Origin of the sequence: Chryseobacterium taiwanense (assembly GCF_000813825.1) — a bacterium.
Classification (GTDB): Bacteria; Bacteroidota; Bacteroidia; order Flavobacteriales; family Weeksellaceae; genus Chryseobacterium; species Chryseobacterium taiwanense.
In genome coordinates this window covers 279757-305200 of record NZ_JWTA01000001.1, presented here as the reverse complement: position 1 = coordinate 305200, position 25444 = coordinate 279757, and the positions used below count along the sequence as shown (strand labels likewise).

General features: G+C 34.3%; 19 protein-coding genes and 1 riboswitch. Of the genes, 3 read left to right on the top strand and 16 right to left on the bottom strand.

Annotation, left to right across the window (positions count from 1 at the left end; genetic code table 11):
• Positions 1–105: 105 nt before the first annotated feature.
• The 5 genes from RM51_RS01415 to folE form a co-directional block, all read right to left on the bottom strand.
• On the bottom strand, positions 106–2757 hold the full coding sequence (locus RM51_RS01415; RefSeq protein WP_039364273.1) for a 4-alpha-glucanotransferase: 2652 nt from the start codon (positions 2755–2757) through the stop codon (positions 106–108).
• 124 nt (positions 2758–2881) lie between these two features.
• On the bottom strand, positions 2882–4048 hold the full coding sequence (locus RM51_RS01410; protein ID WP_039364270.1) for a T9SS type A sorting domain-containing protein: 1167 nt from the start codon (positions 4046–4048) through the stop codon (positions 2882–2884).
• Between the two features lie 297 nt (positions 4049–4345).
• Positions 4346–5812, bottom strand: coding sequence for a cysteine--tRNA ligase (gene cysS / locus RM51_RS01405; RefSeq protein ID WP_039364267.1), 1467 nt, complete (start codon positions 5810–5812; stop codon positions 4346–4348).
• A gap of 151 nt (positions 5813–5963) precedes the next feature.
• Complete coding sequence (locus RM51_RS01400) at positions 5964–6395, bottom strand: DinB family protein (protein ID WP_039364263.1); 432 nt, start codon at positions 6393–6395, stop codon at positions 5964–5966.
• A gap of 11 nt (positions 6396–6406) precedes the next feature.
• Positions 6407–7075, bottom strand: a complete 669-nt coding sequence (gene folE, locus RM51_RS01395; protein ID WP_039364260.1) for a GTP cyclohydrolase I FolE — start codon at positions 7073–7075, stop codon at positions 6407–6409.
• Positions 7076–7173: 98 nt separating this feature from the next.
• On the opposite strand from folE, the gene RM51_RS01390 reads away from it, so the two are divergent.
• Both RM51_RS01390 and RM51_RS01385 read left to right on the top strand, forming a co-directional pair.
• A complete protein-coding gene (locus tag RM51_RS01390; protein ID WP_039364256.1) occupies positions 7174–8328 on the top strand; it encodes a hypothetical protein in 1155 nt (384 codons plus the stop codon).
• Between the two features lie 216 nt (positions 8329–8544).
• Complete coding sequence (locus RM51_RS01385; RefSeq protein WP_039364254.1) at positions 8545–9234, top strand: hypothetical protein; 690 nt, start codon at positions 8545–8547, stop codon at positions 9232–9234.
• Between the two features lie 36 nt (positions 9235–9270).
• Here RM51_RS01385 and metF read toward each other — a convergent pair whose 3' ends face one another.
• The 8 genes from metF to RM51_RS01345 form a co-directional block, all read right to left on the bottom strand.
• The gene (metF, locus tag RM51_RS01380) at positions 9271–10230 is read right to left on the bottom strand and encodes a methylenetetrahydrofolate reductase [NAD(P)H] (RefSeq protein ID WP_039364251.1); all 960 of its coding nucleotides are present in this window, start codon (positions 10228–10230) and stop codon (positions 9271–9273) included.
• A gap of 30 nt (positions 10231–10260) precedes the next feature.
• Positions 10261–10740, bottom strand: a complete 480-nt coding sequence (locus tag RM51_RS01375; protein WP_039364248.1) for a hypothetical protein — start codon at positions 10738–10740, stop codon at positions 10261–10263.
• A 2-nt stretch (positions 10741–10742) separates the two neighbouring features.
• On the bottom strand, positions 10743–13409 hold the full coding sequence (gene metH / locus RM51_RS01370) for a methionine synthase (protein ID WP_052248347.1): 2667 nt from the start codon (positions 13407–13409) through the stop codon (positions 10743–10745).
• Between the two features lie 4 nt (positions 13410–13413).
• The gene (locus RM51_RS01365) at positions 13414–14505 is read right to left on the bottom strand and encodes a fatty acid desaturase family protein (protein ID WP_039364245.1); all 1092 of its coding nucleotides are present in this window, start codon (positions 14503–14505) and stop codon (positions 13414–13416) included.
• Positions 14506–14588: 83 nt separating this feature from the next.
• Positions 14589–15599, bottom strand: a complete 1011-nt coding sequence (locus RM51_RS01360; protein ID WP_039364243.1) for a homocysteine S-methyltransferase family protein — start codon at positions 15597–15599, stop codon at positions 14589–14591.
• Positions 15600–15669: 70 nt separating this feature from the next.
• Positions 15670–16830, bottom strand: a complete 1161-nt coding sequence (locus tag RM51_RS01355) for an O-succinylhomoserine sulfhydrylase (protein WP_039364240.1) — start codon at positions 16828–16830, stop codon at positions 15670–15672.
• A 123-nt stretch (positions 16831–16953) separates the two neighbouring features.
• Positions 16954–18492, bottom strand: coding sequence for an ACT domain-containing protein (locus RM51_RS01350; RefSeq protein WP_039364238.1), 1539 nt, complete (start codon positions 18490–18492; stop codon positions 16954–16956).
• A complete protein-coding gene (locus tag RM51_RS01345; RefSeq protein ID WP_039364569.1) occupies positions 18489–19433 on the bottom strand; it encodes an alpha/beta fold hydrolase in 945 nt (314 codons plus the stop codon). Before RM51_RS01345 ends, RM51_RS01350 begins: the two co-directional genes overlap by 4 nt.
• Before the next feature lie 62 nt (positions 19434–19495).
• A riboswitch (SAM riboswitch) is annotated at positions 19496–19604 on the bottom strand.
• 187 nt (positions 19605–19791) lie between these two features.
• Here RM51_RS01345 and RM51_RS01340 point away from each other — a divergent pair.
• Entirely contained in the window at positions 19792–22404 is a 2613-nt protein-coding gene (locus RM51_RS01340) for an MGH1-like glycoside hydrolase domain-containing protein (protein WP_039364236.1), read from the top strand.
• A 73-nt stretch (positions 22405–22477) separates the two neighbouring features.
• Here the strand turns inward: RM51_RS01340 and RM51_RS01335 are convergent, their stop codons facing one another.
• The 3 genes from RM51_RS01335 to RM51_RS01320 form a co-directional block, all read right to left on the bottom strand.
• Positions 22478–22903, bottom strand: a complete 426-nt coding sequence (locus tag RM51_RS01335; RefSeq protein ID WP_039364233.1) for an OsmC family protein — start codon at positions 22901–22903, stop codon at positions 22478–22480.
• Positions 22904–23028: 125 nt separating this feature from the next.
• Positions 23029–23838 carry a GLPGLI family protein gene (locus RM51_RS18965; protein ID WP_084110881.1) on the bottom strand — a complete coding sequence of 270 codons (810 nt, stop codon included), beginning with the start codon at positions 23836–23838 and terminating at the stop codon, positions 23029–23031.
• Between the two features lie 252 nt (positions 23839–24090).
• Positions 24091–25413, bottom strand: a complete 1323-nt coding sequence (locus RM51_RS01320) for a DUF58 domain-containing protein (protein ID WP_039364227.1) — start codon at positions 25411–25413, stop codon at positions 24091–24093.
• Positions 25414–25444: the final 31 nt, after the last annotated feature.

Genomic DNA, 25444 nt, shown 5'->3' with positions numbered 1-25444 from the left:
ATATCTTTATTCTATCTTTTGGATAGGAATACAAAAAAGAAGTTAAATCTTACGATAAAACTTCTTTTAATTTATTGTTAAGCATTTGATAATCAAATGTTAAATTTACATTCTTCCACTATCTTTCACCCAACTTGCAATTTTTTCATTGAACGATTTCTTTTCTTTTAGATCCTCCAGATTCAAGTGCATTCTATAGCGCCAATAATGTGGAAATACCGCAGGAATATTAATTCTTTCATTGTCTTTTTTAGGGTTTGTAAGCGCTTCATCAGTAGCTAAGAATTCTTGAATAGGGAAAATCGCCAACACAGCATCATTATAAAGATGTTGCTTCATAATAATTTCCGCTAAATAAGAATCCAATTTTTCAGGAGCTTTTCCGTATTGAATCAGTTGTTGATTATAATATTTCTGAGTTAACTCAGGATCTTCTTCCCACCATTGTCTCAATGTAGAGCTGTCATGTGAAGAAGCCGTAACCACATTCAGATAATTTGCATTTTTAGGATTATAAAAAGGAATATTCTCCGAAGGCATACGCTGAACTTTCAGGGCAATAATTCCCAACTCATCCATCACCACAGGAACACTGTCCGGAACCAGCCCTAAATCTTCACCGCAAATCAGCATTTCCGTTGCATTCAATATCATCGGAAGTTTTTCCATTGCTTTTTCATACCAAAGATGATCTTGTCTTCTGAAAAAATAATCGTGGTACAAATCGTAAATCGGTTGTTTTTCCTCTTCAGACAAATAGTTATAAGAATCAGTTCCATAGATATTAAATCTCGGATGATATACCGTTTCCCCGTCCCTTTCTTCCGTTAAAAACAATACATTCGCACAAAGTGAAATCAATGGTTTTTCAATCGAACCCTGAGGATTTTTTTTGAAAAAATCGGTTAATTTTCTCTGAGTGTCAAATTCTTCTTTAAATGAATAGGTTCCGTCATTGTTATTATCAATAAACTCAAGAGCTTTTCCACTACCTTCACCGAAATAATTCCAAAGGATCTGATCATTGATAAACGGTTTGCAATATCTATCAAAATCAAACGGAATCTGCCAAGCTTTGAATTCGTCTTCTGTAACAGGAACTGCAGGATAAAAATATCCTAAAATTCCCTGTGTCGCAGAAATTGGCATTCTCCAGATTCTGAAGAAACCTAAAACATGGTCGATTCTCATCGCATCAAAATACTGTTCCAATGCTTTGAATCTGTTTTTCCACCATGTATAATCATCTGCTTTCATCGCTTCCCAATTATATGTAGGGAATTCCCAGTTTTGCCCTAGCTCTGTAAACTGATCCGGTGGTGCTCCTGCCTGAAAATCCATCCCGAAAAGTTCAGGTTCTGTCCACGCTTCAACAGAATGTCGATAAATTCCGATCGGTAAATCACCTTTTACTGAAATTCCCAAACTATGCGTATAGTCTATCGCATCTTTCAACTGCTTATGAAGTTGATATTGCACCCATGCATGCAGCATTGAAGCATCATAATCCTTACTTTTTACACTAAAAAAAGGAGTTATTTTTCCTGCAATATATTTTTTATGCGTTTTCCATTCGTTAAAATTCGGGGTTTTATATTTATCCCTCAATACACAAAACGCTGAGTATGGAAGAAGCCAGCTTTCATTGTCTTTAATAAATTTTTTGAAGCCTCTGTCTTTATAAATTTGATCTTTATCTTCGTTAAATATAGCTTTCAAATATTTCCATTTTCCGGAAATCATTTTTTCGTAATCAATTAATTCTAATGAATTTAATGATTGTTTTTCAGCCTCATACCCTTCAACTAAATCCTTCGGTAATTCAAAATCAAGATTCTCTAAAGAAATATATTGTGGATGTAGAGCATAAACAGAAACAGCCGCGTAAGGGTAAGAATCCGTCCACGAATAATTCGCTGTGGTATCGTTGATCGGTAAGATCTGAATGATTCCCAAATTGGTTTCTTTGGTCCAATCTGCCAGTTTTTTCATGTCGGAAAATTCACCAACTCCAAAACCATCATCTGTTCTCAGTGAAAAGATAGGAACCGCTACTCCTGCACCATGATACATCTGATACGATTTGAATTTAAAATAATGATTCGAAACAACCTGCAAAATTTCCTTTGACTGATTAGGAACAGTAAACCTGTTTTCTCCCGTTTCTACATCAATTACTTTATTTTCATTGGTATCATAAATACAATATTTAAACTGGATAAATTCATTCTCCGGAATCTCTACTGAAGCTTCCCAAATACCTATCTCTGTCTGAGATAAATGGATTACTTTCTCATACTCCCAATTTCCTAAAGAAGCCGTACTCCCGAATAATACAATTTTCCAGTCCGGGTTATAAATCGGAGCTTCTATTCTGAATAAATGGGTATGTTTTTTTAAAACTGAAATTTTCTCAGGAACAAACTGATTCAGTTTATTGTAAAGGATTTTATTGTTAAGATAATTTTCGGGGAAATTTTTATTATTCCACTCATCAAAAATTATAAATTCTTTATAGTTGTGCGGAAAATTAAGATGATGCTGAACAAACTCTGTTCTCAGAAGATTTCCCTTTTCATCTATAAGCTGATATTGATAAGAAGCCGATTTGGAAAAGTAGTCTACTTCACATTTCCACAAATCATTTTCTGTATAAAACATAGTATGAGTCTTAGACACAGCACCCCCTTCATTAATCACTATTTGTAATTTTTCTCCAACTTTTGCACTGTAACCTACATTAAAGTATAGCTTCATTTATATTTTTTTATAAAAATACGTTATAATCTCTAAAAATAAAATTTCTTGAATATCAAATATTCATTAAAAAAACCTTCTCAAAATGCTTGAAAAGGTTTCTAAGTTTTAACAAAGTTAAAGATTATTCTGTAACTAAAATTTTCTTATTTAATAATACTTTCCCTGACTCATCAGCAATGCTTACCAAATAAGCACCACTCACTAGATTTTTAAGATAAACCTGCTGATTCAGAGAGCCGTCTCTTACTGATAAATTCTGCTTCATGATACTTTTTCCTGACAGATCAAAAACAGTCATTTTTAACGTTCCTTTTACCGATTTATCATTCACATTTATAGTAATATAATGTTCGTCTACACGAGTCGGATAAATATCCAGATTGGTCAATATATTATTTGATGCAATTCTGTCATTGGCAAAATATTTACTCGCTAAATCATAAATATGCAGATTTTGCTCTCCCGCAAGAGCTTTTGCCTGTAAGCTTTTTAAATCAACTTCATACAAAGCAGCCCCTTTTGCACTTGCAACCACCACTTTCCCTTGTGAATTCACAGCAGCACCGTTTACTGAATAATTTTCAGGAATTCCGGAGATTTTGCCTACAAATTTTGCCTTTAAGTCTTTAGTTGAAATTTTGAAAACATTACCTGAAGCGGAAAAAACGTAGAAATTATTATCCGCATCCGCAATCATATCTCCTCCAAAACCTGTTTCAATTGCTGTAAAAGCATTCTTTCCGTTATCAAGATCATCTTTAATAATACCGAGATCATTAACTACATATTGATTTCCTTTTTTGCTGATTTGCAGAAACTGAGTTCCAGCATTATTAATCGCATATATATTTCCGTCGTATCCGGTTGCCATTCTCGTGATATGTGAATTGATATCGCAAGAAGTTACTCTTACAATATCATTTTCTACCAAGGTGATCTCCTGTGTTTTAGCGTTTAAAACATAAATATTAGAAGAAAACATTGGCATATACACCAAATTGTTATTGAACGCGTCATATGCTAATGTTGCAATGGAAGCAGTCTGAGAATTATTGTAAGCATTTTTGTCTTCCGTCACCAATCCGTTTCTTCCCTGTGAAAAAACTTTCGCAGAAGAAATGTCTGTAAAAATTTTGTCACCAGAAATACCGTTCGTTCCATCAATGGCACGGAAATCATTGAAAACAATATTTGGGGTATCTTTTCCTACCAATGCAAAAAAATCTTGCTGTGCGGAAACATTTGCTCCTACCAACAGTAGAAACAAAGGGAATAAATGTTTTTTCATAGTATATAAATTTTGTTTTAATCATTTTATTATGACTAAGTTACATAATTTATAGTTTGAATTTGAAAAATTTTTAATTAATAGTTATTCTACTCACTTTGTCATTCCATAGGAATCTAAGCAAGGATTTTACAGAATAAATCTAGATTCCTACGGAATGACAACTAAGAGGCTATTCAGAATGACAGTAATGCATAAAAAAACTCTCGCAGATTTCGCGGATTTGGCAGATGATCATCATTAAAGATCTGCGTAATCTGTAAAATCTACGAGAGATATATTTAAAAGTTTTAAACTTTAATTCAAAACGTAAGAAGTTCCATCTCTTCCGTCTTTCAGCTCAATTCCTTCTGCAAGAAGTCTGTCTCTGATCTGATCTGAAAGTTCGAAGTTCTTAGATTTTCTTGCCTGATTTCTCAATTCAATTAAAACCTGCAATGTTTGGTCAAGCTTTTCGTTATTATTTTCTTCAATTGCCTGCAATCCTAACACATCGAAAACAAGAGCATTTAAGGTAGATTTCAACTCCTCTAAATCCTTAGTTGAAATGGTTTCTTTAGCATCATTTAAAGCAAATATATATTTTACCGCTTCAAATAAATGAGCAATCAAAACAGGAGAGTTAAAATCATCTGTTAAAGCCTCATAAGCTTTATTTTTCCATTCTTCAAAGCTGAAACCTGATTGTTTTTCATCATTAGGAGTGATTGAATTCAATACTTTAATCGCCTCCATTAATCTGATAAATCCTTTTTCACTTGCCAACATCGCATCATTAGAAATATCTAAAACACTTCTGTAATGAGCCTGCAAGAAGCAAAAGCGAACAATCGACGGATGGAAAGGTTTCTCAAAGAAATCATTTTCACCAGTCATCAATTGCATTGGTAAAATGTAATTTCCTGTTGACTTACTCATACGTTGAGAATTCATCGTCAACATATTTGCATGCATCCAGTAATTTACCGGAGCGGTATCATTGCAAGCTTTTCCCTGAGCAATCTCACATTCGTGGTGAGGGAATTTTAAATCCATTCCTCCTCCGTGAATATCAAAAGTTTCGCCCAGATATTTCGTACTCATCGCTGTACATTCAAGATGCCATCCCGGGAAACCTTCTCCCCAAGGCGAATTCCATCTCATGATGTGCGCCGGAGAGGCTTTTTTCCAAAGTGCAAAATCCTGTGGATTTTTCTTTTCTCCTTGTCCGTCTAAATCACGGGTATTAGCGAAAAGTTCTTCAATATTTCTTTTTGAAAGCTCACCATAATTCAAGCCTCTTCTGTTATATTCCAACACATCGAAATATACGGAACCGTTGCTTTCATAAGCGAATCCTCTTTCAATTAATTTTTGAGTTAATTCAATTTGCTCAACGATGTGACCTGTTGCAGTCGGTTCGATATTCGGAGGCAATAAATTGAATAAATCCAAAACTTTATGAAAATCAACCGTATATTTTTGCACGATTTCCATCGGCTCAAGTTTTTCAAGACGGGTTTGTTTTACGAATCTATCGTTATTCACATCTCCATCATCGGTAAGATGACCTGCATCGGTGATATTTCTTACATATCTTACTTTATACCCAAGATGCATTAAGCTCCTGTAAATAAAGTCGAAGGAAAGGAAAGTTCTTACATTTCCCAAATGAACATTACTGTAAACGGTAGGTCCACAAACGTACATCCCAACATTTCCTTCTAAAATGGGTTTAAATATTTCTTTTTCGCCTGCAAGCGAGTTGTATATTTTTAGTTGCATTGATTTAAATTAAAAGATTTAATGATTTATAAATTTAGTTGAAAGTTTAATGAGAAAAAGATTTTCACCTTTTAGCAACAGCATTTACAGCAACAACAAATAATTGTGGTTACAAAAATTTTATCTGAAACTTTTTTAAATTTTATCATTATTAAATTGCTTTTAAATGATGTTGTAAGTGATCAATATAATCATTGATGACATATTCCAATGTGAATATTTTAGTTTCTGTCTTGGTCATATCACAGGTTCTTTGCAGATCCTCATCAGGAATATTTTCAACAACGTTTACAATCTGTAGATTTAAAAATTTCCAAAGATTAATAATATCCGAAGTTGGAACATTCTGATAATTCTGCGCTTTCACCCAAAAATTCTGATCATAGACAATATTCTCATTTTCTTTATACTGAGTAATTACAAATCTTCTGATATTTGATAAAGCACTATCACAAAGATGGCCTAAAATTTCTTTTTTTGACCATTTTTCGGGAGAAATTTTAGCTGACCATTGCTCTTCTGAAATATTTTCAAACCTCTGCAGCTCTTCTCCAACAATATTTTTAAGAATCTGATAGTCCATAATTACCTTAATTAATAATCCAGTTTAGCATGGCTTCCTACATAATGTAAGAATTCCTGTCTTGTAATTGGATTGGTTCTGAAAATACCACTCAATTCTGCTGTTATCGTAGAACTTGCTGTATCTTTAATTCCTCTGCAATTTACGCAAAGATGTTTTGCATCAATAATACAAGCGACATCTTTTGTCCCCAACGCTTCTTTTAAAGCATCCACAATCTGCATCGTCAATCTTTCTTGAACCTGCGGTCTTTTTGCATAATAATCAACAATTCTGTTGATCTTTGAAAGTCCAATTACTTCTCCATTGGAAATATAGGCAACGTGCGCCCTACCAATAATAGGTAAAAAGTGATGCTCACAGAATGAATATACGGTAATATCTTTCTCCACCAACATTTGGCGGTATTTGTATTTATTTGAAAATGTAGAAATTCCCGGTTTATTTTCAGGAAGAAGTCCTCCGAAAATCTCATTTACATACATCTTTGCCACACGTTTCGGAGAATCTTTTAATGAATCATCAGTCATATCCATCCCTAAGGTTTCCATAATTTGTCCAAAAAGCTCCGTAATTTTTTCTATCTTCTCTTCTGGCGATTTATCAAAAGCATCTTCCCTTATAGGCGTATGTTCTTTTCCAGTGAAAATATCATCGTCGTTATCAGTAAAATCAACCATTTTTATTTAATTTGCACAAAAATACGGATAAAATCGGTTCCATTTATTTGAATCAAGCCGAAAAAATTATCTTTTAACCCACACTTTCATTATAGGCTATGATTATTGTTGAAGAAGTACAAAACAAAACTCAAAAAAAGGAATTTTTAGAATTTCCGGCACGACTTTATCAGCATGATCAAAACTACATCAGACCCAGAAATATCGACATTGAAGATGTTTTCAATCCTGAGAAAAATAAGTTCTTTAAAAATGGAGAATGTACAAGATTTTTATTTAAAAATAAAAACAATGAAACAGTAGGAAAAGTTGCGGTTTTCATTAACGAGACTTATCAACAAAAGCAACCGACAGGCGGATTTGGATTTTTTGATTGTATTAATGATCAGGAAACAGCAAATTTTATTTTTGACCATTGTAAAAAATGGCTCCAACAGAGAGGAATGGAAGCTATGGATGGACCGATAAATTTCGGCGAGCGTGATAAATTCTGGGGACTTGTCATTGAAGGATATATTGAGCCTTTGTTTAGCATGAATTATAATTTCCCTTATTATAAAGAGCTTTTTGAAAACTATGGTTTTAAAATTTATTTTGAACAGCTTTGCTTTTCAAGACCCATTTTTGCAGAAGTTTCGAGAGTATTTACTGTCATGCATGCAAAACACAGCAAGAATCCTGATATTTCTGCAAGGCCAATGACGAAAAATAATCTGGGAAAATTTGCCAAAGATTTTACTGAGATTTACAATAAAGCATGGGCGGCACACGGTGAAGGAAAATGTTTGGATGAAGCAAAGACATTGAAAATGTTCAACACCATGAAGCCTATCATTAACGAGCATATTTCCTGGTTTGTGTATGAAAATGAAAAACCCATTGCGATGTGGATGAATCTTCCGGACACCAACCAATGGTTGAAATATTTAAATGGGAAATTCGGGATTTGGGAAAAACTTAAATTTCTTTGGATAAAAAAGTTTAAGAAAAATGAAAAAATGATAGGAATCGTTTTTGGGGTCATTCCCGAATGGCAAAAGAAAGGAATTGAAGGATATATGATCTGGGAAGGAACGCAACATCTTAGAAAACATACTGATTTTAAAGTCACTGAAATGCAGTGGATCGGTGATTTTAACCCTAAAATGATAAAGATTGCGGAGAATTTAGATACGACTGTGACAAGAAAATTAGCTACTTATCGTTATTTGTTTGATAGGAATAAGGAATTTGAGAGACATCCTGAATTATGACTAGAAATAAACCTTATTCGTATCTATTCAAATTAATTTTTCATTTCTAAATTATTCTTCGATTTTTTATTTGTAGATAACAAATAAAAATGGGATATAGCCTAAATTTATTACAATTGGGTAAAATATCTCTATTTAACCAATCACTATTAATATTTAGAAATTAATTACACTTATTTTCGTAATTTTGAATGTTATAGAAAATTTATAATCATTATGAAAAAAAATATCACGGTAATTTTCAGTATATTATATGTCACTCTTTCGGCACAACAAACCAATGCATTTTCCTACAATGGAGGAGTATTTGCTGAACGAACAGTTTATCAGGTTCCTTCAAATAATGCAAAACGTAATTTAACCTACGAAGAGATACAAGGTTCTCCTTACTATGACAAAAATTTTTCGTTGGCTAAATTTATAATTCCAGAAAACACAGAAACAGCTCCAGCAAGATATAATATTTATTTAGATGAAGTAGAGTTTATAAAAGATAATAAAACATATGCCGTACCTCCAGATAGTCCCTTTACAAAAATTGTATTTACAAATACTGGAGAGACATTAATAAAATTAAATAGCGGTGATGAATTAAGCGGCTATTTCTTTGAGCTAGTAAATGGTAAATATTCTCTTTATAAGAAAATAAAAATGAAATTTAATGATTTTGTTCCTGCTCCAAATTCTTATGCGATGGATAAACCTGCAAATTTTCATAGGTTCGATCCTATTTTTTATATACAAACTGAAAAAGGATTCATAAAAAAACCGAAAAACCAAAAAGAAATAATAGAACAAATTCCTGATAAAAAAGATGTTCTAACAACATTTTTTAAAGAAAATAAGATAAAATTTGATAAAGAAGAAGATCTAAAAAAACTAGTTACTTTTTTAAATCAAAACTAAAATAAAAAGCCTTGTAAAATTACAAGGCTTTTTATTTTAAAATAGCTCTCCCGCTACTTTCTTAATATTATCACTTTTTCCCATTGAGTAAAAATGCAAAACAGGAACTCCAAAATCTAATAATTCTCGACATTGATTAATTGCCCATTCAATTCCGATTTGTTTTACAGCTTCATTATTCTTTGCTTTTTCCACTTCGTTAATCAACTCTTCCGGCAAATCAATTTTGAAGATTTGTGGTAACACTTTTAAATGTTTTTTTGTGGCGATTGGTTTAATTCCCGGAATAATAGGAACAGTAATTCCCATTTCACGGGCCTTTGTTACGAACTCAATATATTTTTTATTATCAAAGAACATTTGGGTAACAATATAATCCGCTCCTGCATCCACTTTTTGTTTCAGCCATTTCAGATCATAGTTCATAGAAGGTGCTTCCATGTGTTTTTCAGGATAACCGGCAACTCCGATACAGAATTTATTATGTTCATCGCAAACCTCATCCTGATTATGAAGATACTTTCCTCTTCCTAAATCATTAATCTGATGCACTAAATCCATCGCACTTGCGTGACCTCCGTTTGTTGGCTCAAAATACTGATGTCCCTTCATTGCATCACCACGCAAAGCCATTACATTATCTATTCCAAGGTACATACAGTCTACCAAAAGATATTCGGTTTCTTCCTTTGTAAAACCTCCGCAAAGCAAATGCGGAACCGTATCTACATTATATTTATGTTGAATAGCGGCACAAATACCCAATGTTCCGGGACGCATTCTTGTAAGACGGCGCTCCATCAAACCATTTCCTTTGTCAATGTAAATATATTCTTCTCTGGAAGTCGTCACATCAATAAATGGAGGTTTGAATTCCATTAAAGGATCGATATTGGTATATAAGTCCTCAATCCCTATTCCTTTTTGTGGCGGAACTACTTCAAGAGAAAAAAGTGTTTTGCCATTGGCATTTTTTATATGGTCGGTAATTTTCATTTAAATATTATTAATATATTTTTTATATGTTTAGTTTTTATAGATCCAGTCTGTGATCAGCGTATTTGAATCTCCGCACTCATCATAGGAGTCAAGAGAAAATGAAATTTTAAATCTATACTTTCTATCATTAAAAGCTTCAAAGAATTTATTGCTTTGCACTACTTCAAAATCAGATTTAATATTTACATCATAAATATAGGTTTGACCTGGTTTAAGAGATACAGATTTATCCTTATAAGTAAAACAGTCAACATCTTTTTTTGCTAACGAAAAAGCCTCAAAAGACTGAGTTTTTTCATTGTACAATTCTAATTCTGTTACTCTCATATTGCAAAAATTAACTTCTTTGCGAATTTTGAAAGATCTATCATCTTTGTTTTTAATCAATAATTTAAACTTGCCCGTCTGCTTTACATGTTCAGCATTTACAGCAATCAGATAATTACATTTCTGTGCATATGCAAAAATGTTTATTGTTAACAATAAAATGATGATTAGTTTTTTCATAATTAAATTCCATCTGCCAAATTAGGATTCAGCCATTTTCTGGCCTCTTGTAAGGAAATCCCTTTTCTTTGCGAATAATCTTTCAACTGGTCTTCTGCAATTTTCCCCAAACCAAAATACTTCGCATGTGGGCTTCCGAAATAATATCCCGAAACGGCAGCTGTAGGAAACATCGCTAAACTTTCTGTCAGATAAACTCCGATTTCCTCTTCCACTTTCAGCAAATCCCAAATAGCGTGTTTTTCTAAATGATCAGGACAGGCCGGATAACCTGGAGCCGGACGAATTCCTTTATATTTTTCAGCGATCAGTTCTTCATTCGTAAGATTTTCCTGATTCGCATACCCCCAATATTCAGTTCTTACTTTTTTATGTAAAAATTCGGCATAAGCTTCTGCAAAACGGTCTGCCAAAGCTTTTACCATGATGGCATTGTAATCGTCATTTGCTTTTTCATATTCTTCTGCCAATTCATCTGTTCCAAAACCTGTGGTTACACAAAAAGCCCCCATATAATCGGTTTTTCCTGAACTTTGCGGAGCAATAAAATCGCTTAGAGCCAAATAATCTTTTCCTTTCGAACGTTGAGCCTGCTGTCTCAATGTTAAGAATTTTACTTTCTGTTCATTATTTTCATCGAAGATCAAAATATCATCTGTTTCATTAGAATTAGCTTTAAAAATTCCGAAAATGGCTTTTGCAGTTAATAATTTTTCGTCTAAAATTCTTTTTAAAATCACCTGAGCATCTTTGAATAATTCTTTTGCCTGAGCTCCAACAACCTCATCTTCCAAAATATTCGGGTATTTTCCATGCAGATCCCAGCTTCTGAAAAACGGAGACCAGTCAATGAAGGGTAATAATTCTCTTAGATCCTGATTTTCGATAACCGTAATCCCCAATTGATTTGGAGTAAAAATTTCTTCATTTTCCCAATCGATTTTAAACTTATCTTTTCGGGCATCTTCAATCGAAACATAGTCTTTATCAACCTGTCTGTTCAGGAATTTTTCTCTGAACTCCGAATAATCATTTTTTAAATCTTCGACATATTCTTTATTTCTGTCTCCCAATAATGAACTTACCACATTTACTGCTCTGGAAGCATCATTTACGTGAACTACGGCATTTTTATATTTTAAATCGATTTTCACGGCGGTATGTGCTTTTGAAGTTGTCGCACCTCCAATTAATAAAGGAAAATCTAAATTCTGTCTTTCCAATTCTGAAGCGATGTATACCATTTCATCCAAACTTGGCGTGATCAAACCGCTCAGTCCGATGACATCTACTTTTTCCTCAATTGCAGTTTGGATAATTTTTTCGGCAGGAACCATCACTCCAAGATCAACAATTTCGTAATTGTTGCAGCCTAAAACTACGCTCACAATATTTTTACCGATATCGTGAACGTCACCTTTTACGGTTGCCATCAAAATTTTTCCGTTGGCTGGTTTTGAACCGTCTTTTTCCGCTTCAATGAATGGTTGTAGATAGGCAACCGCTTTTTTCATTACTCTCGCAGATTTTACAACCTGTGGCAAGAACATTTTTCCGCTTCCGAATAAATCACCTACAACACCCATTCCAGTCATCAAATTAATTTCAATAACGTGAAGTGGTTTTGCAGCCTGTTGTCTTGCTTCTTCAACATCTTCTTCGATAAAACGGTCGATTCCTTTTACCAGAGCATGAGTGATTCTATCCTGCAATGGTTTTGTTCTCCATTCCAGATCCTCAACTTTTTCTTTTTTAACAGATTTATGTTTTTCGGAATAATCCAAAAGTCGCTCTGTAGCATCTTCTCTTTTGTCAAGAATTACATCTTCAACTAATTCGAGAAGTTCTTTATTGATTTCATCATAAACCTCCAGCATTGCAGGGTTTACAATTCCCATATTCATTCCCGCCTGAATTGCATGGTACAGAAAAACTGAATGCATTGCTTCTCTTACCGTATCATTTCCACGGAATGAGAAAGAAACGTTGGAAACTCCCCCACTCACGGAAGCATACGGTAAGTTCTGACGAACCCATCTTGTAGCTTCAATGAAGTCGATTGCATTTCTTCGGTGTTCATCCATTCCCGTTGCGACAGGGAAAATGTTTAAATCGAAAATAATATCTTCTGCAGGAAAATTTAATTTATTAACCAAAAGGTCATAAGAACGTTTTGAAATTTCAATTCTACGCTCATATGTATCGGCTTGCCCTACCTCATCAAATGCCATGACGATCATCGCAGCACCATATCTTTTAATTGCTTTTGCCTGCTTGATGAATTCTTCTTCACCTCCTTTTAAGCTGATAGAATTCACCACACATTTACCTTGAGCAACCTGTAATCCAGCTTCTAAAATTTCCCATTTCGAAGAATCAACCATGATAGGGATTCTTGCGATATCCGGTTCGGAAGCAATTAAATTTAAAAATTTGATCATGGAAGCTTTTCCGTCAATCAATCCGTCATCGAAATTGACATCAAGAATCTGAGCTCCGCCTTCAACCTGATGGCGTGCAATATCTAATGCTTCTGCAAATTTTTCTTCTTTTATTAATCTTAAAAATTTCTTCGACCCGGCAACGTTGGTTCTTTCCCCAACATTGATAAAATTACTTTCCGGTGTAATAATCAAAGGCTCAAGCCCCGATAATCTTAAATATTTCATCAACTTATTCTTCTAAAATATAGTATGCGTTATTCGCATTCTGCTTCAGCAAATTCACATGTTTGCCCAAAGCTGTGAAAATCGGAAACCGTTTGTAAGACAAGTTATGTTCTTTAGCAAATTCTTCGATTTCCTCTGTGATTTCATTATAATATAAATAGCTGTAATTCGGGAAAAGGTGATGGGCAACGTGAAAGTTGAAATTTCCCAACACATTTCGCACAAACCAGTTATTTTCTTTTAAATCATTGGTGACCTCAAACTGATGATGAAGCCAACTGAAAGGCAGTCCGTTTTTCTCATCCAGTTTCGGAAATGCATTATCCGGAAGCGGATGTAAAGGCAACAGCACAAAAAGGGCAAAAATACTTGCCGAAATCACCTGCAAAAACCAAGCTCCCAACGCCAAGCCGACAGATACTTTAAAAAACAAAACAGGAACTACAATCTGATAAAAAAAGTAAAACAGTTTATAAGCGACCATTTTAATTTTTTCTTTTACTGGAATGGCTCCCTGAGTTTTCAGAATGACTCTTTCTTTATCAAAAAAGTCTCTGAAATCCCGAATAAACATCCAATTGAACAGATATAAAGGATAGACTAAAAAGAAAAAGAAATGCTGGTATTTCTGAACTCCTTTTGCTTTAATCCATGGAACGATTAACAGAAGTCCGCTCTGTTCAATATCTGTGTCCCATCCATCCACATTCGGATAAGCGTGATGTGCTGCGATGTGTCTTTTTTTCCAGATGTAGGAATTAGCTCCCACAAAATCGAAAATCTGTAAAACCAAGTTGTTTAGTCTCTTGCTTTTGTAAATATTGTTGTGGGCAGCTTCGTGAATCAGATTTAAATAAATCAACACCAAAGAAATTCCCAACAATACAAAGCTTAAGATATAAATCCAAGGTTTTTCAGCATTAAAAAGAGCAACCCCATATAACCCAAAATAGACCAAAGGCAAAATAATGGCTTTGATCTGGATATACAGGTCCCTGTTTTCGGGAATGGCTTCTACGCGCTGGTTCACTTTTTTTCTTAGTTCATTAAACAGTTTTGCATCCTCTGAATCTTTGAAATAAATCGGCTTTTCCATTATCGTACATTTTGTGATGTAATTAAAGATAATATAAAAAACCGTTCCTTTTCTTATCAATTCAATGAAAAAATTCTATCAAATTATACAAATTCCTTCGATTTTCTTGGCGGATATTGGGCTACCAAATCTGCAATTGCTTTGATATGCTCCGGTGTTGTTCCGCAACAACCACCGATAATATTGATCAATCCTTTTTCCACATATTCCTTTACCTGGCTTGCCATATCTTCAGGTGTTTCATCATATTTTCCAAAAGCGTTTGGTAACCCCGCATTGGGATAAGCAGAAACGTTGAATTCCGAATTATGAGCCAATGTTTCCAAATATGGTGTCAATTGGTTTGCTCCCAAAGCGCAGTTGAAACCAACACTCAATAAATTCAAGTGGGAAACAGAGATTAAGAAAGCTTCTGCAGTTTGTCCGCTCAACGTTCTTCCGGAAGCATCAGTAATGGTTCCTGAAACCATGATTGGAATTTTGATCCCTCTTTCGTCCTGAATTTCATCAATCGCAAACAATGCTGCTTTTGCATTCAATGTATCGAAAATGGTTTCTACTAAAAGAATATCTGATCCGCCATCTAATAAAGCTTCACATTGCTGTTTGTAAGCCACTCTCAGTTCTTCAAATGTAATAGCTCTATAACCCGGATCATTTACATCCGGACTTAAACTTGCCGTTCTGTTAGTCGGACCAATAGAACCCGCTACGAATCTTGGTTTATCAGGATTTTGAGCGGTGAATTCGTCACATACTTTTCTTGCAATTTTTGCAGATTCATAGTTCAATTCATACACTAAATCTTCCATGTGGTAATCTGCCATCGCAATCGTTGTTCCGGAGAACGTATTGGTTTCCAGAATATCTGCTCCTGCCTCCAAGTATTTTCTGTGAACTTCTTCAATCGCTTGAGGCTGCGTTAATGACAACAAATCATTGTTTCCTTTTACCGGATGTTCCCAGTCTTTGAAACGTTCTCCGCGATAGTCTTCTTCTTCAAATTTATATCGCTGAAGCATTGTTCCCATTGCCCCGTCAAGAATTAAAATTCTTTCGGATAATGCTTTGTATAGTTGTTCTGAATTTTTCATTGTATGTTTGGGCTAAAGCCCATTTTGTATTTCGTTATTTTTAAACGGGCTAAAGCCCGTTCTTATTGAATTAATCCAATGCCTGCTTTAAATCTGCAATAACATCTTCTACATTTTCCAAACCAACTGAGCAACGAACCAGACCTGCCGTAATTCCAACCTCATTTCTTTCTTCATCTGATAGTTTGGAGTGTGTTGTAGATGCAGGATGTGTCACAATTGTTCTTGTATCACCCAGATTTGCAGAAAGAGAGCACATTTTAATGTTATCTAAAAAGTTTCTTCCGCCTTCAATTCCTCCTTTGATTTCGAAGGCAACAATATTTCCTCCTAATTTCATTTGTTTTTTTGCCACTTCATAACTTGGATGAGACGGTAAAAATGGATATTTTACCAATTCTACATTCGGATGGCTTTCTAAAAACTCAGCCACTTTCAAGGCATTTTCACAGTGCTTTTCAACACGGATCGCTAGAGTTTCTAAACTTTTTGACAAAACCCAAGCATTGAAAGGAGACATTGCAGGTCCTGTATTTCTTGCAAAAAGATAAATTTCACGAATGAGATCTTCTCTTCCGACTGCTACTCCACCTAAAACACGACCTTGACCGTCAATTAACTTTGTAGCAGAATGAACCACGATATCTGCGCCGTATTTTATCGGTTGTTGCAAGTACGGTGTTGCAAAACAGTTGTCTACAATGAAAATCAGATTATGTTTCTTAGCAATCTGTCCGAAAAATTCTAAATCCAATACTTCAATCGCAGGATTGGTAGGTGTTTCTAAGTATAAAATTTTCGTATTCGGCTGAATATATTTTTCTACGTTTTCCGCATCTTCGGCTTTGAAGTAAGTTGTTTCAATATTCCATTTCGGGAAATATTTGGTGAACAAGGTATGGGTAGAACCAAAAACCGACTGACAGCTTACAATATGATCTCCTGCATTTAACAAAGTAGCGAATGTTGAATAAATCGCAGCCATTCCTGTCGCAAAAGCATATCCTGCTTCTGCGCCTTCCATTTTAGCAATCTTATCTGTGAATTCAGTTACATTCGGGTTTGAAAACCGGCTGTAAAGGTTTTTAGATTTTTCTTCTGCAAAGCTAGCTCTCATATCTTCTGCATCCTGAAAAATAAAGCTGGATGTAAGGTATAAAGGCGTTGAATGTTCATCAAACTGAGTTCTTTCAGTCTGGGTTCTTATCGCGAAGGTTTCAAAATTTTCCATAGAGTTTTAATATGTAGTAATGTATGAGTTTAGCAATATGATAATGAGATGCTTCGACAAGCTCAGCATGACAATAATAATCAATACTACCCAACCTCTACATTATTAAATTGTTATATTAATTTATTTTTTTTCACTTAGTCTTAAAATATCTCCGAAAACGCCTCTTGCCGTCACTTTTGCTCCGGCTCCGGCTCCCATGATCACAATTGGGTTCTCCCCATAACTTTCGGTATAAATTTCAAAAATAGAATCAGAACCTTTCAACTGTCCTAAAGCAGACGTTGCAGGAACAGAAACCAATTTTACATCAAGCTCTCCTTTTTCTTTTTGCAAGTCTCCGTGTAAATCTCCAACATATCTTAACACATGTCCTGGCTCCTGACTTTCTTTAATTTTCTGATATTCTTCATCCAGCTCTTCCAGTCTCGAAAGGAATTCAGATTTTGAAACCGAAAGCAGACTTTCAGGGACTAAATTCTGAATATTGATATCTTCAAATTCATTGATTAAGTCTAATTCTCTTGCCAAGATCAATAATTTTCTCGCTACATCGTTTCCTGATAAGTCTTCTCTCGGATCCGGCTCTGTATATCCTTTTTCCAACGCTTCATTGATAATGGTTGAAAATTTATCGTTTCTCAAAGAAAAATTATTGAAAACATAGCTCAATGTTCCTGAGAAAACCCCTTTGATTCTTGTAATATTTTCTCCTGAAAGGTGTAATAATTTTATGGTGTCAATCAATGGCAAACCAGCTCCAACATTGGTTTCGTACAGGTACTGTTTTTTATTTTTCTCTAATGCTTTTCTTAAACTTCTATAGTTTGCGATAGGAAGTGTATTGTAGATTTTATTGGATGAAACAATATCAAAACCATTATCTACAAACACATCGTAATGTTTTACAAAGTCTTTACTGGCCGTATTATCTACCATCACCAGATTTTCCAGATGGTGTTCTTTTGCATAATTGATGAGTCCTTCTACGCTAGATTCTGTTTGAGAGTAATTCACTTTCTGTCTCCAGTCGCTTCCAAAACCGCCTTTGTTTAAAGCCATTTTTTTGGAATTGGCAATGGCAACGATTTTCAGCTGTAGTCTTTTTCTCGTTAAAATATCGTGTGAAGAATCTAAGATCTGCTCTACCAAAGTTCCGCCTACATTTCCGTGCCCGATTAAAGCTAAATGTACCACTTTCGGTTTTCCATAGATTTCAGTTTCTATGATATTTTTTGTAATCTCCGTTTGGCTATCTGTCACCACTATATTTACTCTTCCAGCAGATGCAATTTGATTTAACAGCAAAGGGAAGATCTTGTTTCTTTGAAGCTCGGAAAGGATTTTATTATAATTTTCAGATACAAATCCGATCACCGCTACATTATTGATACTGTAGATATTACTTACCGTTCCTTTTACTTTTTCATTTTTAAATTCTTCAGAAAGAACACGTACTGCATCTTCCGCATCATTTTCATCTACCAAAACAGAAATTCCGTTCTCAATCGCCTGTTGAGAAATCACTCCTACGCTTATCCCGGCATCATTCAGCACTCTAAAAATTCTGGAATCCACTCCAATTTGTCCGAGGAAATCTTTTCCCTCAAAATTTACCAATGCTTTGTTTCGATAGATGTTTATAATATCTGATGTTGTCATATTTTCAGAATAGGTTTTATTATATTATTTAGTTGTTTGTACTCCATTAAAAAGGCGTCATGCCCATGAATTGACTGTATCTCGTGATAGAAAACATTTTCTTTTTTCGTTTTCAGCTTTTCAAAGCACATTCGAATCTCTGATGCCGGAAAAAATAAGTCTGTATCTACTGAGATCAGGTGCATTCGTGCTTCTATTTTTTCCAGTTTTTTTTCATCTGCATTGATATTCATCAGTAAATGGTTCATCAGCTTATAAGATTTTAAACTAAATCTTTCGTTTAGTGAATTTCCATGATAAACAAGCCAGTCTTCTGACTCCAATCGCTGTTTTTCCTGATTATATTTGTTTTGAAATCTGTCGTTTAAAGATTCTGGTGTTCTGTAACAGAGCATCGCATGGATTCTGGCTTTCTGTAAAGGCTCATCATTTTGATTCAACAAAAATTTCTGAACCAGACATTGTGCATGAAGCCAATCATGAGTTTTAAAATCACAGGCAATAGGAATAAAAATTTCGGCTAAATGTGGATTTTTCACCAACATCTCCCAACCGATTCCTCCACCTAAAGAGCCTCCAATAATGGCGTATACACTTTTAATATGTAATATTTCAAGCCCTTTTAAAAAGATATTGGCAATATCTGAAGGCGTGAAATCTTCGTACTCATCAATAAAAAAATCATCGTAACCGTTTCCGGGAATATTGAAACACAGAACCGTGTATGTATTTGTATCAATTACCTGACCTTCTCCAATCAGTTGCTTCCACCATCCATTTTCACCTGAAACATTAGAATTTCCGGTTAAGGCATGGTTAACTAAAATGATCGGTGCTGAAAACAGGTCTTTCCCGAAAAGCTGATAGCTCAACGAAATATTGTATTCCTTATGGGAATCTGTTTGATAGGTAAAGTTAATATAGTTGAGTTCTGTTTTCAATTCTATTATATATTTTAATACAATTGAAAATGCCACAGGAAATGGCTGAAAAGAACTTCAGTAAGTTATCTGTCCAAAAATAAATCTGGTAGAACGTAGCACCTTCTTTGCTTTCGCAAAGGGTTGCTAAGGTTTCACAGGGTCTAATCCCTCAACCTTTCTTGATAACATTTTCAATATTTGAATGATCGAATGGTGCAAAGGTATAACATTTCTTTTATATATTAAAATAAATTATTTTAAAGCTCAGAAACCCTATTTAATAAAGGCTTGTCTGTGAATATTAAATTTTATTCAGATTCAGGATGTTGCAATTTTTTCTCAAAAAAACTACCTTCGTATTGAAAAATGCTGAACTATGAGTGCTGAAAAACAAAGATTACGAGATACCAATTGGAAAAACTGGGGTCCCTATGTAAGTAACCGACAATGGGGAAATGTGCGTGAAGATTACAGTTCTAACGGGGATGCATGGAATTTCGCCAGTCATGATGCTGCAGAAAGCTATGCCTACCGATGGGGAGAGGAAGGAATTGCCGGAATCTCTGATGTAAAACAGCTTTTCTGTTTTGCTTTTTCTTTTTGGAATAAGAAAGATAAAATAGTAAAAGAACGTTTTTTCGGGCTGAGCAATCCTGAAGGAAATCACGGGGAAGACATCAAAGAAATCTTTTATTATCTGGATAATACACCAACACACAGTTATATGAAGATGGTGTATAAATATCCTATCAATGCTTTTCCTTATGATAAAATCCGTTCTGAGAATGCCAAGAGAAGCAATAAAGAACCTGAATACGAAATCATCGACACCGGAATTTTCGATCAGAATGAATATTTTGATATTTTCATTGAATATGCCAAAGCCGATCACAACGATATTCTAGTAAGAATCACGGTTTGCAACAGAAGTACTTTCAATGCTCCTCTTTTAATTGCTCCTACCATCTGGTTTAGAAACAATTGGAAATGGGGATACAATACGTATAAAGCTCAGTTAAATGCAGTTAATGACGGAACTATCGACATCAATCATGACAGTATTTCTATTAAAAAGTTTTATTCAAGAAATAATAATACGAAGAGTGTTTTTTGTGATAATGAAACTAACAATCCTAAATTATACGGAACTCCTTTTTCAGGAAATACTTATTTCAAAGACGGGATCAATGATTATATAGTTCATGGAACTAACACGATCAATCCTGAGAAAACAGGGACGAAAGCTTCTTTCCTGCTTGATGAAACGATTGAAGGCGGAGCATCTAAAACTTTTGATTTCAGACTCTCACCAAATGATCTGGATGAACCTTTTGATCAGTTTGACGAAATATTTGCACAGAAAATTGAGGAAGCCAATGAGTTTTATAATGAAATTCAGAGCGATGTTGTAGATGATGATGAAAAAAACGTTCAGAGACAGGCTTTTGCAGGTTTGCTCTGGAATAAACAGTTCTATCACTACAATGTTGGAAAATGGCTGAAAGGTGATCCTAATTTTGATGCTCCAAGAGATTTCAACAATTATGTCCGAAATACGGAATGGAATCACATGCATAACAAAGACATTATTTCCATGCCTGACAAATGGGAATATCCGTGGTATGCAACTTGGGATCTAGCATTTCATTGTGTTCCTTTTTCCATCATTGATGCGGAATTTGCAAAAGGACAGCTTCTTTTGCTGACGAAGGAATGGTATATGCATCCAAACGGGCAGCTTCCTGCTTATGAATGGAATTTAAGTGATGTAAATCCACCTGTACATGCATGGTCTTGTTTCCGTGTTTTTAAAATTGATGAAAAACAAAATGGAAAACCCGATCTTTTATTTTTAGAAAAAGTTTTCCAAAAGCTTCTTCTGAATTTCACATGGTGGGTGAACCGAAAGGATAAAAATGGTAAAAATATTTTCGGAGGCGGTTTCCTTGGTTTGGATAACATCGGTGCTTTTGACCGTAATATGGTTTTAAAGGACGGACAACATCTGGAACAAGCTGATGGAACAAGCTGGATGGCAATGTATGCATTGAATATGATGCGAATTGCTATGGAACTGGCTCAATATTACCAAGTGTATGAAGATATGGCCATCAAATTCTTCGAGCATTATCTTTATATTGCAGAAGCGATGGAAAACCTGGGCGAAGGAACAAAAGGTTTGTGGAATGAAGAAGACGGATTTTTCTATGACGTACTTCAGCTTGGAAACGGCAACAGTGTTTCTCTAAGATTAAGAAGTATTGTGGGACTGATTCCAATGTTTGCTGTAGAAATTGTTGATCATAAATTATTAGAAAACATGCCCAACTTCACCGCAAGAATGGAATGGATTCTAAAAAACAAACCTGAGCTTACCAAACTTGTTTCTCACTGGGACGAAGAAGGACAAGGAAGAAAACATTTGATGAGTATTCTCCGTAAGAACAGATTGACGAAAGTTTTATCAAGAATGCTTGATGAAAAGGAGTTTTTAAGTACTTACGGAATTCGTGCAATGTCGAAGGTATATGAAGAAAATCCGTTTATATTTTCAGTGCATGGAACTGAAAATGTAGTGTATTATACTCCTGCAGAAAGTGACAGCAGAATGTTTGGTGGCAACAGCAACTGGAGAGGCCCGATTTGGTTCCCTATTAATTTCCTGATTGTGGAAAGTTTACAGCGTTTCCATTATTATTATGGAAATAGTCTGAAAGTAGAATTCCCTACAGGAAGTGGTGATAAACGAAACCTTGATGAAGTTGCTCAGAATATAAGCAACAGATTATGCTCTATCTTTTTAAAGGATGAACACGGGCAACGTCCGTTCAATGGCGGAAATCCTAAGTTTAATTATGACGAAAACTTTAGAGATTATATCACCTTCTTTGAATATTTCCATGGTGACAATGGTCGTGGAGTCGGTGCGTCGCATCAGACGGGATGGACTGCAACGGTTGCAAAGCTAATGAAACCGAGATTAATGTAAATAAAAAAATTAGGGTATTAGAACCGAACAAATTGTTCAAATTCTAATACCCTAAAATATTAGTAATCGTATTCTAATTAGTAACCTGTTCTCCGTTTACAAAAACTTCGTACCCAATTTCTACATTAGGTTCTAATGTTTTAGAAACTGAACAGTATTTTTCAAAAGATAACTGAGCTGCTTTCAGTGCTTTTTTAGGATCAATATTTCCTTCTATTAGAAATTTCACCTTAATCGCTTTGAATGGTTTTGCATCTTCAACAGGAACACGCTCTCCTTCTACCTCAGCTTTAAAACCTGTAATTTCCTGTCTCTGTTTTTTCAGGATAGAAACTACATCGATTCCGCTGCATCCTGCAACTGCCATCAAAACACTTTCCATTGGAGAAACTCCTTTTGCTCCCGGCTGAGAAGTATTATCCAGTAAAATTGAATTCCCTTGTGAGTTGGTACATTCAAATAAAAAATCGTCGTTGAGTCTGTTAAGTGTTATTTTCATTTTATAATTTTAATTTTTAGATATTTATTCTTATCTCGAAAAAGCATTTGTGGATAAATATTTCTACTTTTCAATTCAAACCGTAGTCCAGCATTTTGCCAATGCAATGTTAGCGGAAGTTTTTACTAGTAGTTTATCTTATGATTTAATTCAATTGGATTATTTTTTTGCAAAATACTTTTTTGCATTTCTTTAGTCTTTACTGAAATATCCATTGTAATACCATTCGGGCTGGTAAATGTAACCGTTTTTCCCATTGCCAACTTTGTATTTATATCATAAGGATCATTAAAATATGATTTTGCAAGTGTTTCATATTTATTCCAATCAATTTTTATTGCTTTTTTGCGTACGTCAAAAATATTCCCGCCATTTTTGACTTCTATCAAATTAAATGAATATTCATTGTTTGAATCTTGAATAGAAATAATCAGGCCAGGTAAACCATTAAAAATATAGGGACCATCACCGAAAGGTAATTCCGTAGTAAACCAAGCAATCCAGTTTCTTCCTCCATAATTGGTTTCTGCTTTTTGAGATTTATATTTTCCAATAATTTTTTGTTCGGACGTTATTTTCCAATCTAATATTTCCTCAATCGGAAGAAAATAATCTGTTCCCAAATATGTTATTAATTTTTCAATCCTTTTTTGAGCAAGATTCTTTTTGACATAGAAGTGGTTTTCAACACCCATTTTATACCTTCCATTTCCATTATTCAACTTTACTGAATCAGATTTTTTGTCTTGTGAATCTCTAAAAATTGAAGTATTATTTTTTAAATCCAAAATCATAATTTCGGAAATAACATAATCTGGATTTTCTAAATTCAGTTTGTATTTTGCTTCGTAAATAAAACTAAATTTTTGTGAGAAGCAAAAGGTAGAAATTCCAAGAAAAAATATTATAAATTTCATTTTTGATGTAATCTTCATTTTCAATAATGTTTAGTTTATATTTTCCCTTCTCTATCTTTCCAAAATCAAATTTTCTCTCTTTGTCTGTTTTGGTTTCGTGAATATTTTTATTAGAAATATTTACTAATTTTAAAATAAACTGAGGTAAATATATTTTCTTAACTAGCGTATCGTTAATTGTTCCGTATAGTGATTGACACCAAAAATTCGTTGAAAGTATTATTAGAAAAAGTAAAACCAGCTTTTTCACTTAAGCATATTTATGCAAAATTATAAAATTCCTCTGGCTTTTATCTCAAGATACTTATTGATCACATCAATATTTAAATTTTCCGGAAGTGTATATACTGAATAAATACCATATTTTCTAAGCTCCTGAATGATTAATTTTTTCTCAAACTCAAATTTCTCTGCAACAATTTCATCATAGATCTCCTGCATATTTTCAGGGTTCTTATGCATCAATGCCTGTATTTCGGAGTTTTTAAAGAACACTACAACCAACAAATGGTTTTTAGCAATTCCACGAAGGTATTTTAGCTGTCTGTTCAGCCCGTCCAATGTTTCAAAATTGGTAAACAGTAAAACCAAGCTTCTTTGGTTAAGAGAAAATTTCACATCCTGATACAGCCTGTTGAAATCACTTTCAAAGAAATCTGTTTTAACGTTATATAAAGCTTCAGAAATTTTCTTGAGCTGTCCGGATTTATTATCTGCAGCCACTCTGTTTTCAGCCTTTTTAGAGAAAGTCATCATGCCTGCTCGGTCTCCCTTTTTCAGAATGATATGTGATAAAGCCATTGTTGCATTGATCGAATAATCAAGAAGACTTAATCCGTTGAACGGCATTTTCATTGTTCTTCCTTTATCGATTAGCATAAAAATACGTTGCGCTTTTTCATCCTGAAACTGATTCACCATCAATCGATTGGCTTTGGAAGTCGCTTTCCAGTTGATAGTCCTTACATCGTCTCCGGGAACATATTCTTTGATCTGCTCAAATTCCATGGTATGTCCCAGTTTTCTTATTTTTTTGATTCCTCCCAATAAAAACTCGTTTTGAAGTGCCATCAATTCATATTTTCTTAAATGAATAAATGACGGATAGGAAGGAAGCATCGCATCTTTCTGAAAGGTAAATCTTTTGGCAACCAACCCTAAAGGGGAAGAAACAAAAATATTTAGGGCTCCAAAGCTGTACTCTCCTCTTTCTTTAGGCTCTAAAATGTATTCAAAAAATGAATTTCTGCCTGTGTCAATACTTTTTTCGATCATGAAATCTCTTTTCTGAAACTGAAAAGGAATCTCATCGATCACTTTGACATAAATTTTAAATCTGTAATTATTTTTAATATCAATTTTTACAGGATTTTCATCACCGTTCGATAATTTCTCGGGCAATATTCTCTGTGACTGAACACCTTCTTTTTTATTAAAAACAAACAGGTAATCTACCATCACCGCCAGAAAACAGATCAACAACAAAGTATGTGCAAGAATCATCAGAAAAGGAAAGAAAAATGCAAAAACATAGATCATCCCCACTCCGATGAGTGTGAAGAAAAATCGTGTATTGATGTATAGGTTTTTCATTTGTGAGGTTGCAGGTCTTAATGTTTTTAGG

Excerpts from the sequence above, each read along its gene's own strand:
- RM51_RS01415 (WP_039364273.1), bottom strand. The coding sequence starts at position 2,757 with ATGAAGCTATACTTTAATGTAGGTTACAGTGCAAAAGTTGGAGAAAAA.
- RM51_RS01410 (WP_039364270.1), bottom strand. The coding sequence starts at position 4,048 with ATGAAAAAACATTTATTCCCTTTGTTTCTACTGTTGGTAGGAGCAAAT.
- cysS (WP_039364267.1), bottom strand. The coding sequence starts at position 5,812 with ATGCAACTAAAAATATACAACTCGCTTGCAGGCGAAAAAGAAATATTT.
- RM51_RS01400 (WP_039364263.1), bottom strand. The coding sequence starts at position 6,395 with ATGGACTATCAGATTCTTAAAAATATTGTTGGAGAAGAGCTGCAGAGG.
- folE (WP_039364260.1), bottom strand. The coding sequence starts at position 7,075 with ATGGTTGATTTTACTGATAACGACGATGATATTTTCACTGGAAAAGAA.
- RM51_RS01390 (WP_039364256.1), top strand. The coding sequence starts at position 7,174 with ATGATTATTGTTGAAGAAGTACAAAACAAAACTCAAAAAAAGGAATTT.
- RM51_RS01385 (WP_039364254.1), top strand. The coding sequence starts at position 8,545 with ATGAAAAAAAATATCACGGTAATTTTCAGTATATTATATGTCACTCTT.
- metF (WP_039364251.1), bottom strand. The coding sequence starts at position 10,230 with ATGAAAATTACCGACCATATAAAAAATGCCAATGGCAAAACACTTTTT.
- RM51_RS01375 (WP_039364248.1), bottom strand. The coding sequence starts at position 10,740 with ATGAAAAAACTAATCATCATTTTATTGTTAACAATAAACATTTTTGCA.
- metH (WP_052248347.1), bottom strand. The coding sequence starts at position 13,409 with ATGAAATATTTAAGATTATCGGGGCTTGAGCCTTTGATTATTACACCG.
- RM51_RS01365 (WP_039364245.1), bottom strand. The coding sequence starts at position 14,505 with ATGGAAAAGCCGATTTATTTCAAAGATTCAGAGGATGCAAAACTGTTT.
- RM51_RS01360 (WP_039364243.1), bottom strand. The coding sequence starts at position 15,599 with ATGAAAAATTCAGAACAACTATACAAAGCATTATCCGAAAGAATTTTA.
- RM51_RS01355 (WP_039364240.1), bottom strand. The coding sequence starts at position 16,830 with ATGGAAAATTTTGAAACCTTCGCGATAAGAACCCAGACTGAAAGAACT.
- RM51_RS01350 (WP_039364238.1), bottom strand. The coding sequence starts at position 18,492 with ATGACAACATCAGATATTATAAACATCTATCGAAACAAAGCATTGGTA.
- RM51_RS01340 (WP_039364236.1), top strand. The coding sequence starts at position 19,792 with ATGAGTGCTGAAAAACAAAGATTACGAGATACCAATTGGAAAAACTGG.
- RM51_RS01335 (WP_039364233.1), bottom strand. The coding sequence starts at position 22,903 with ATGAAAATAACACTTAACAGACTCAACGACGATTTTTTATTTGAATGT.
- RM51_RS18965 (WP_084110881.1), bottom strand. The coding sequence starts at position 23,838 with ATGAAGATTACATCAAAAATGAAATTTATAATATTTTTTCTTGGAATT.
- RM51_RS01320 (WP_039364227.1), bottom strand. The coding sequence starts at position 25,413 with ATGAAAAACCTATACATCAATACACGATTTTTCTTCACACTCATCGGA.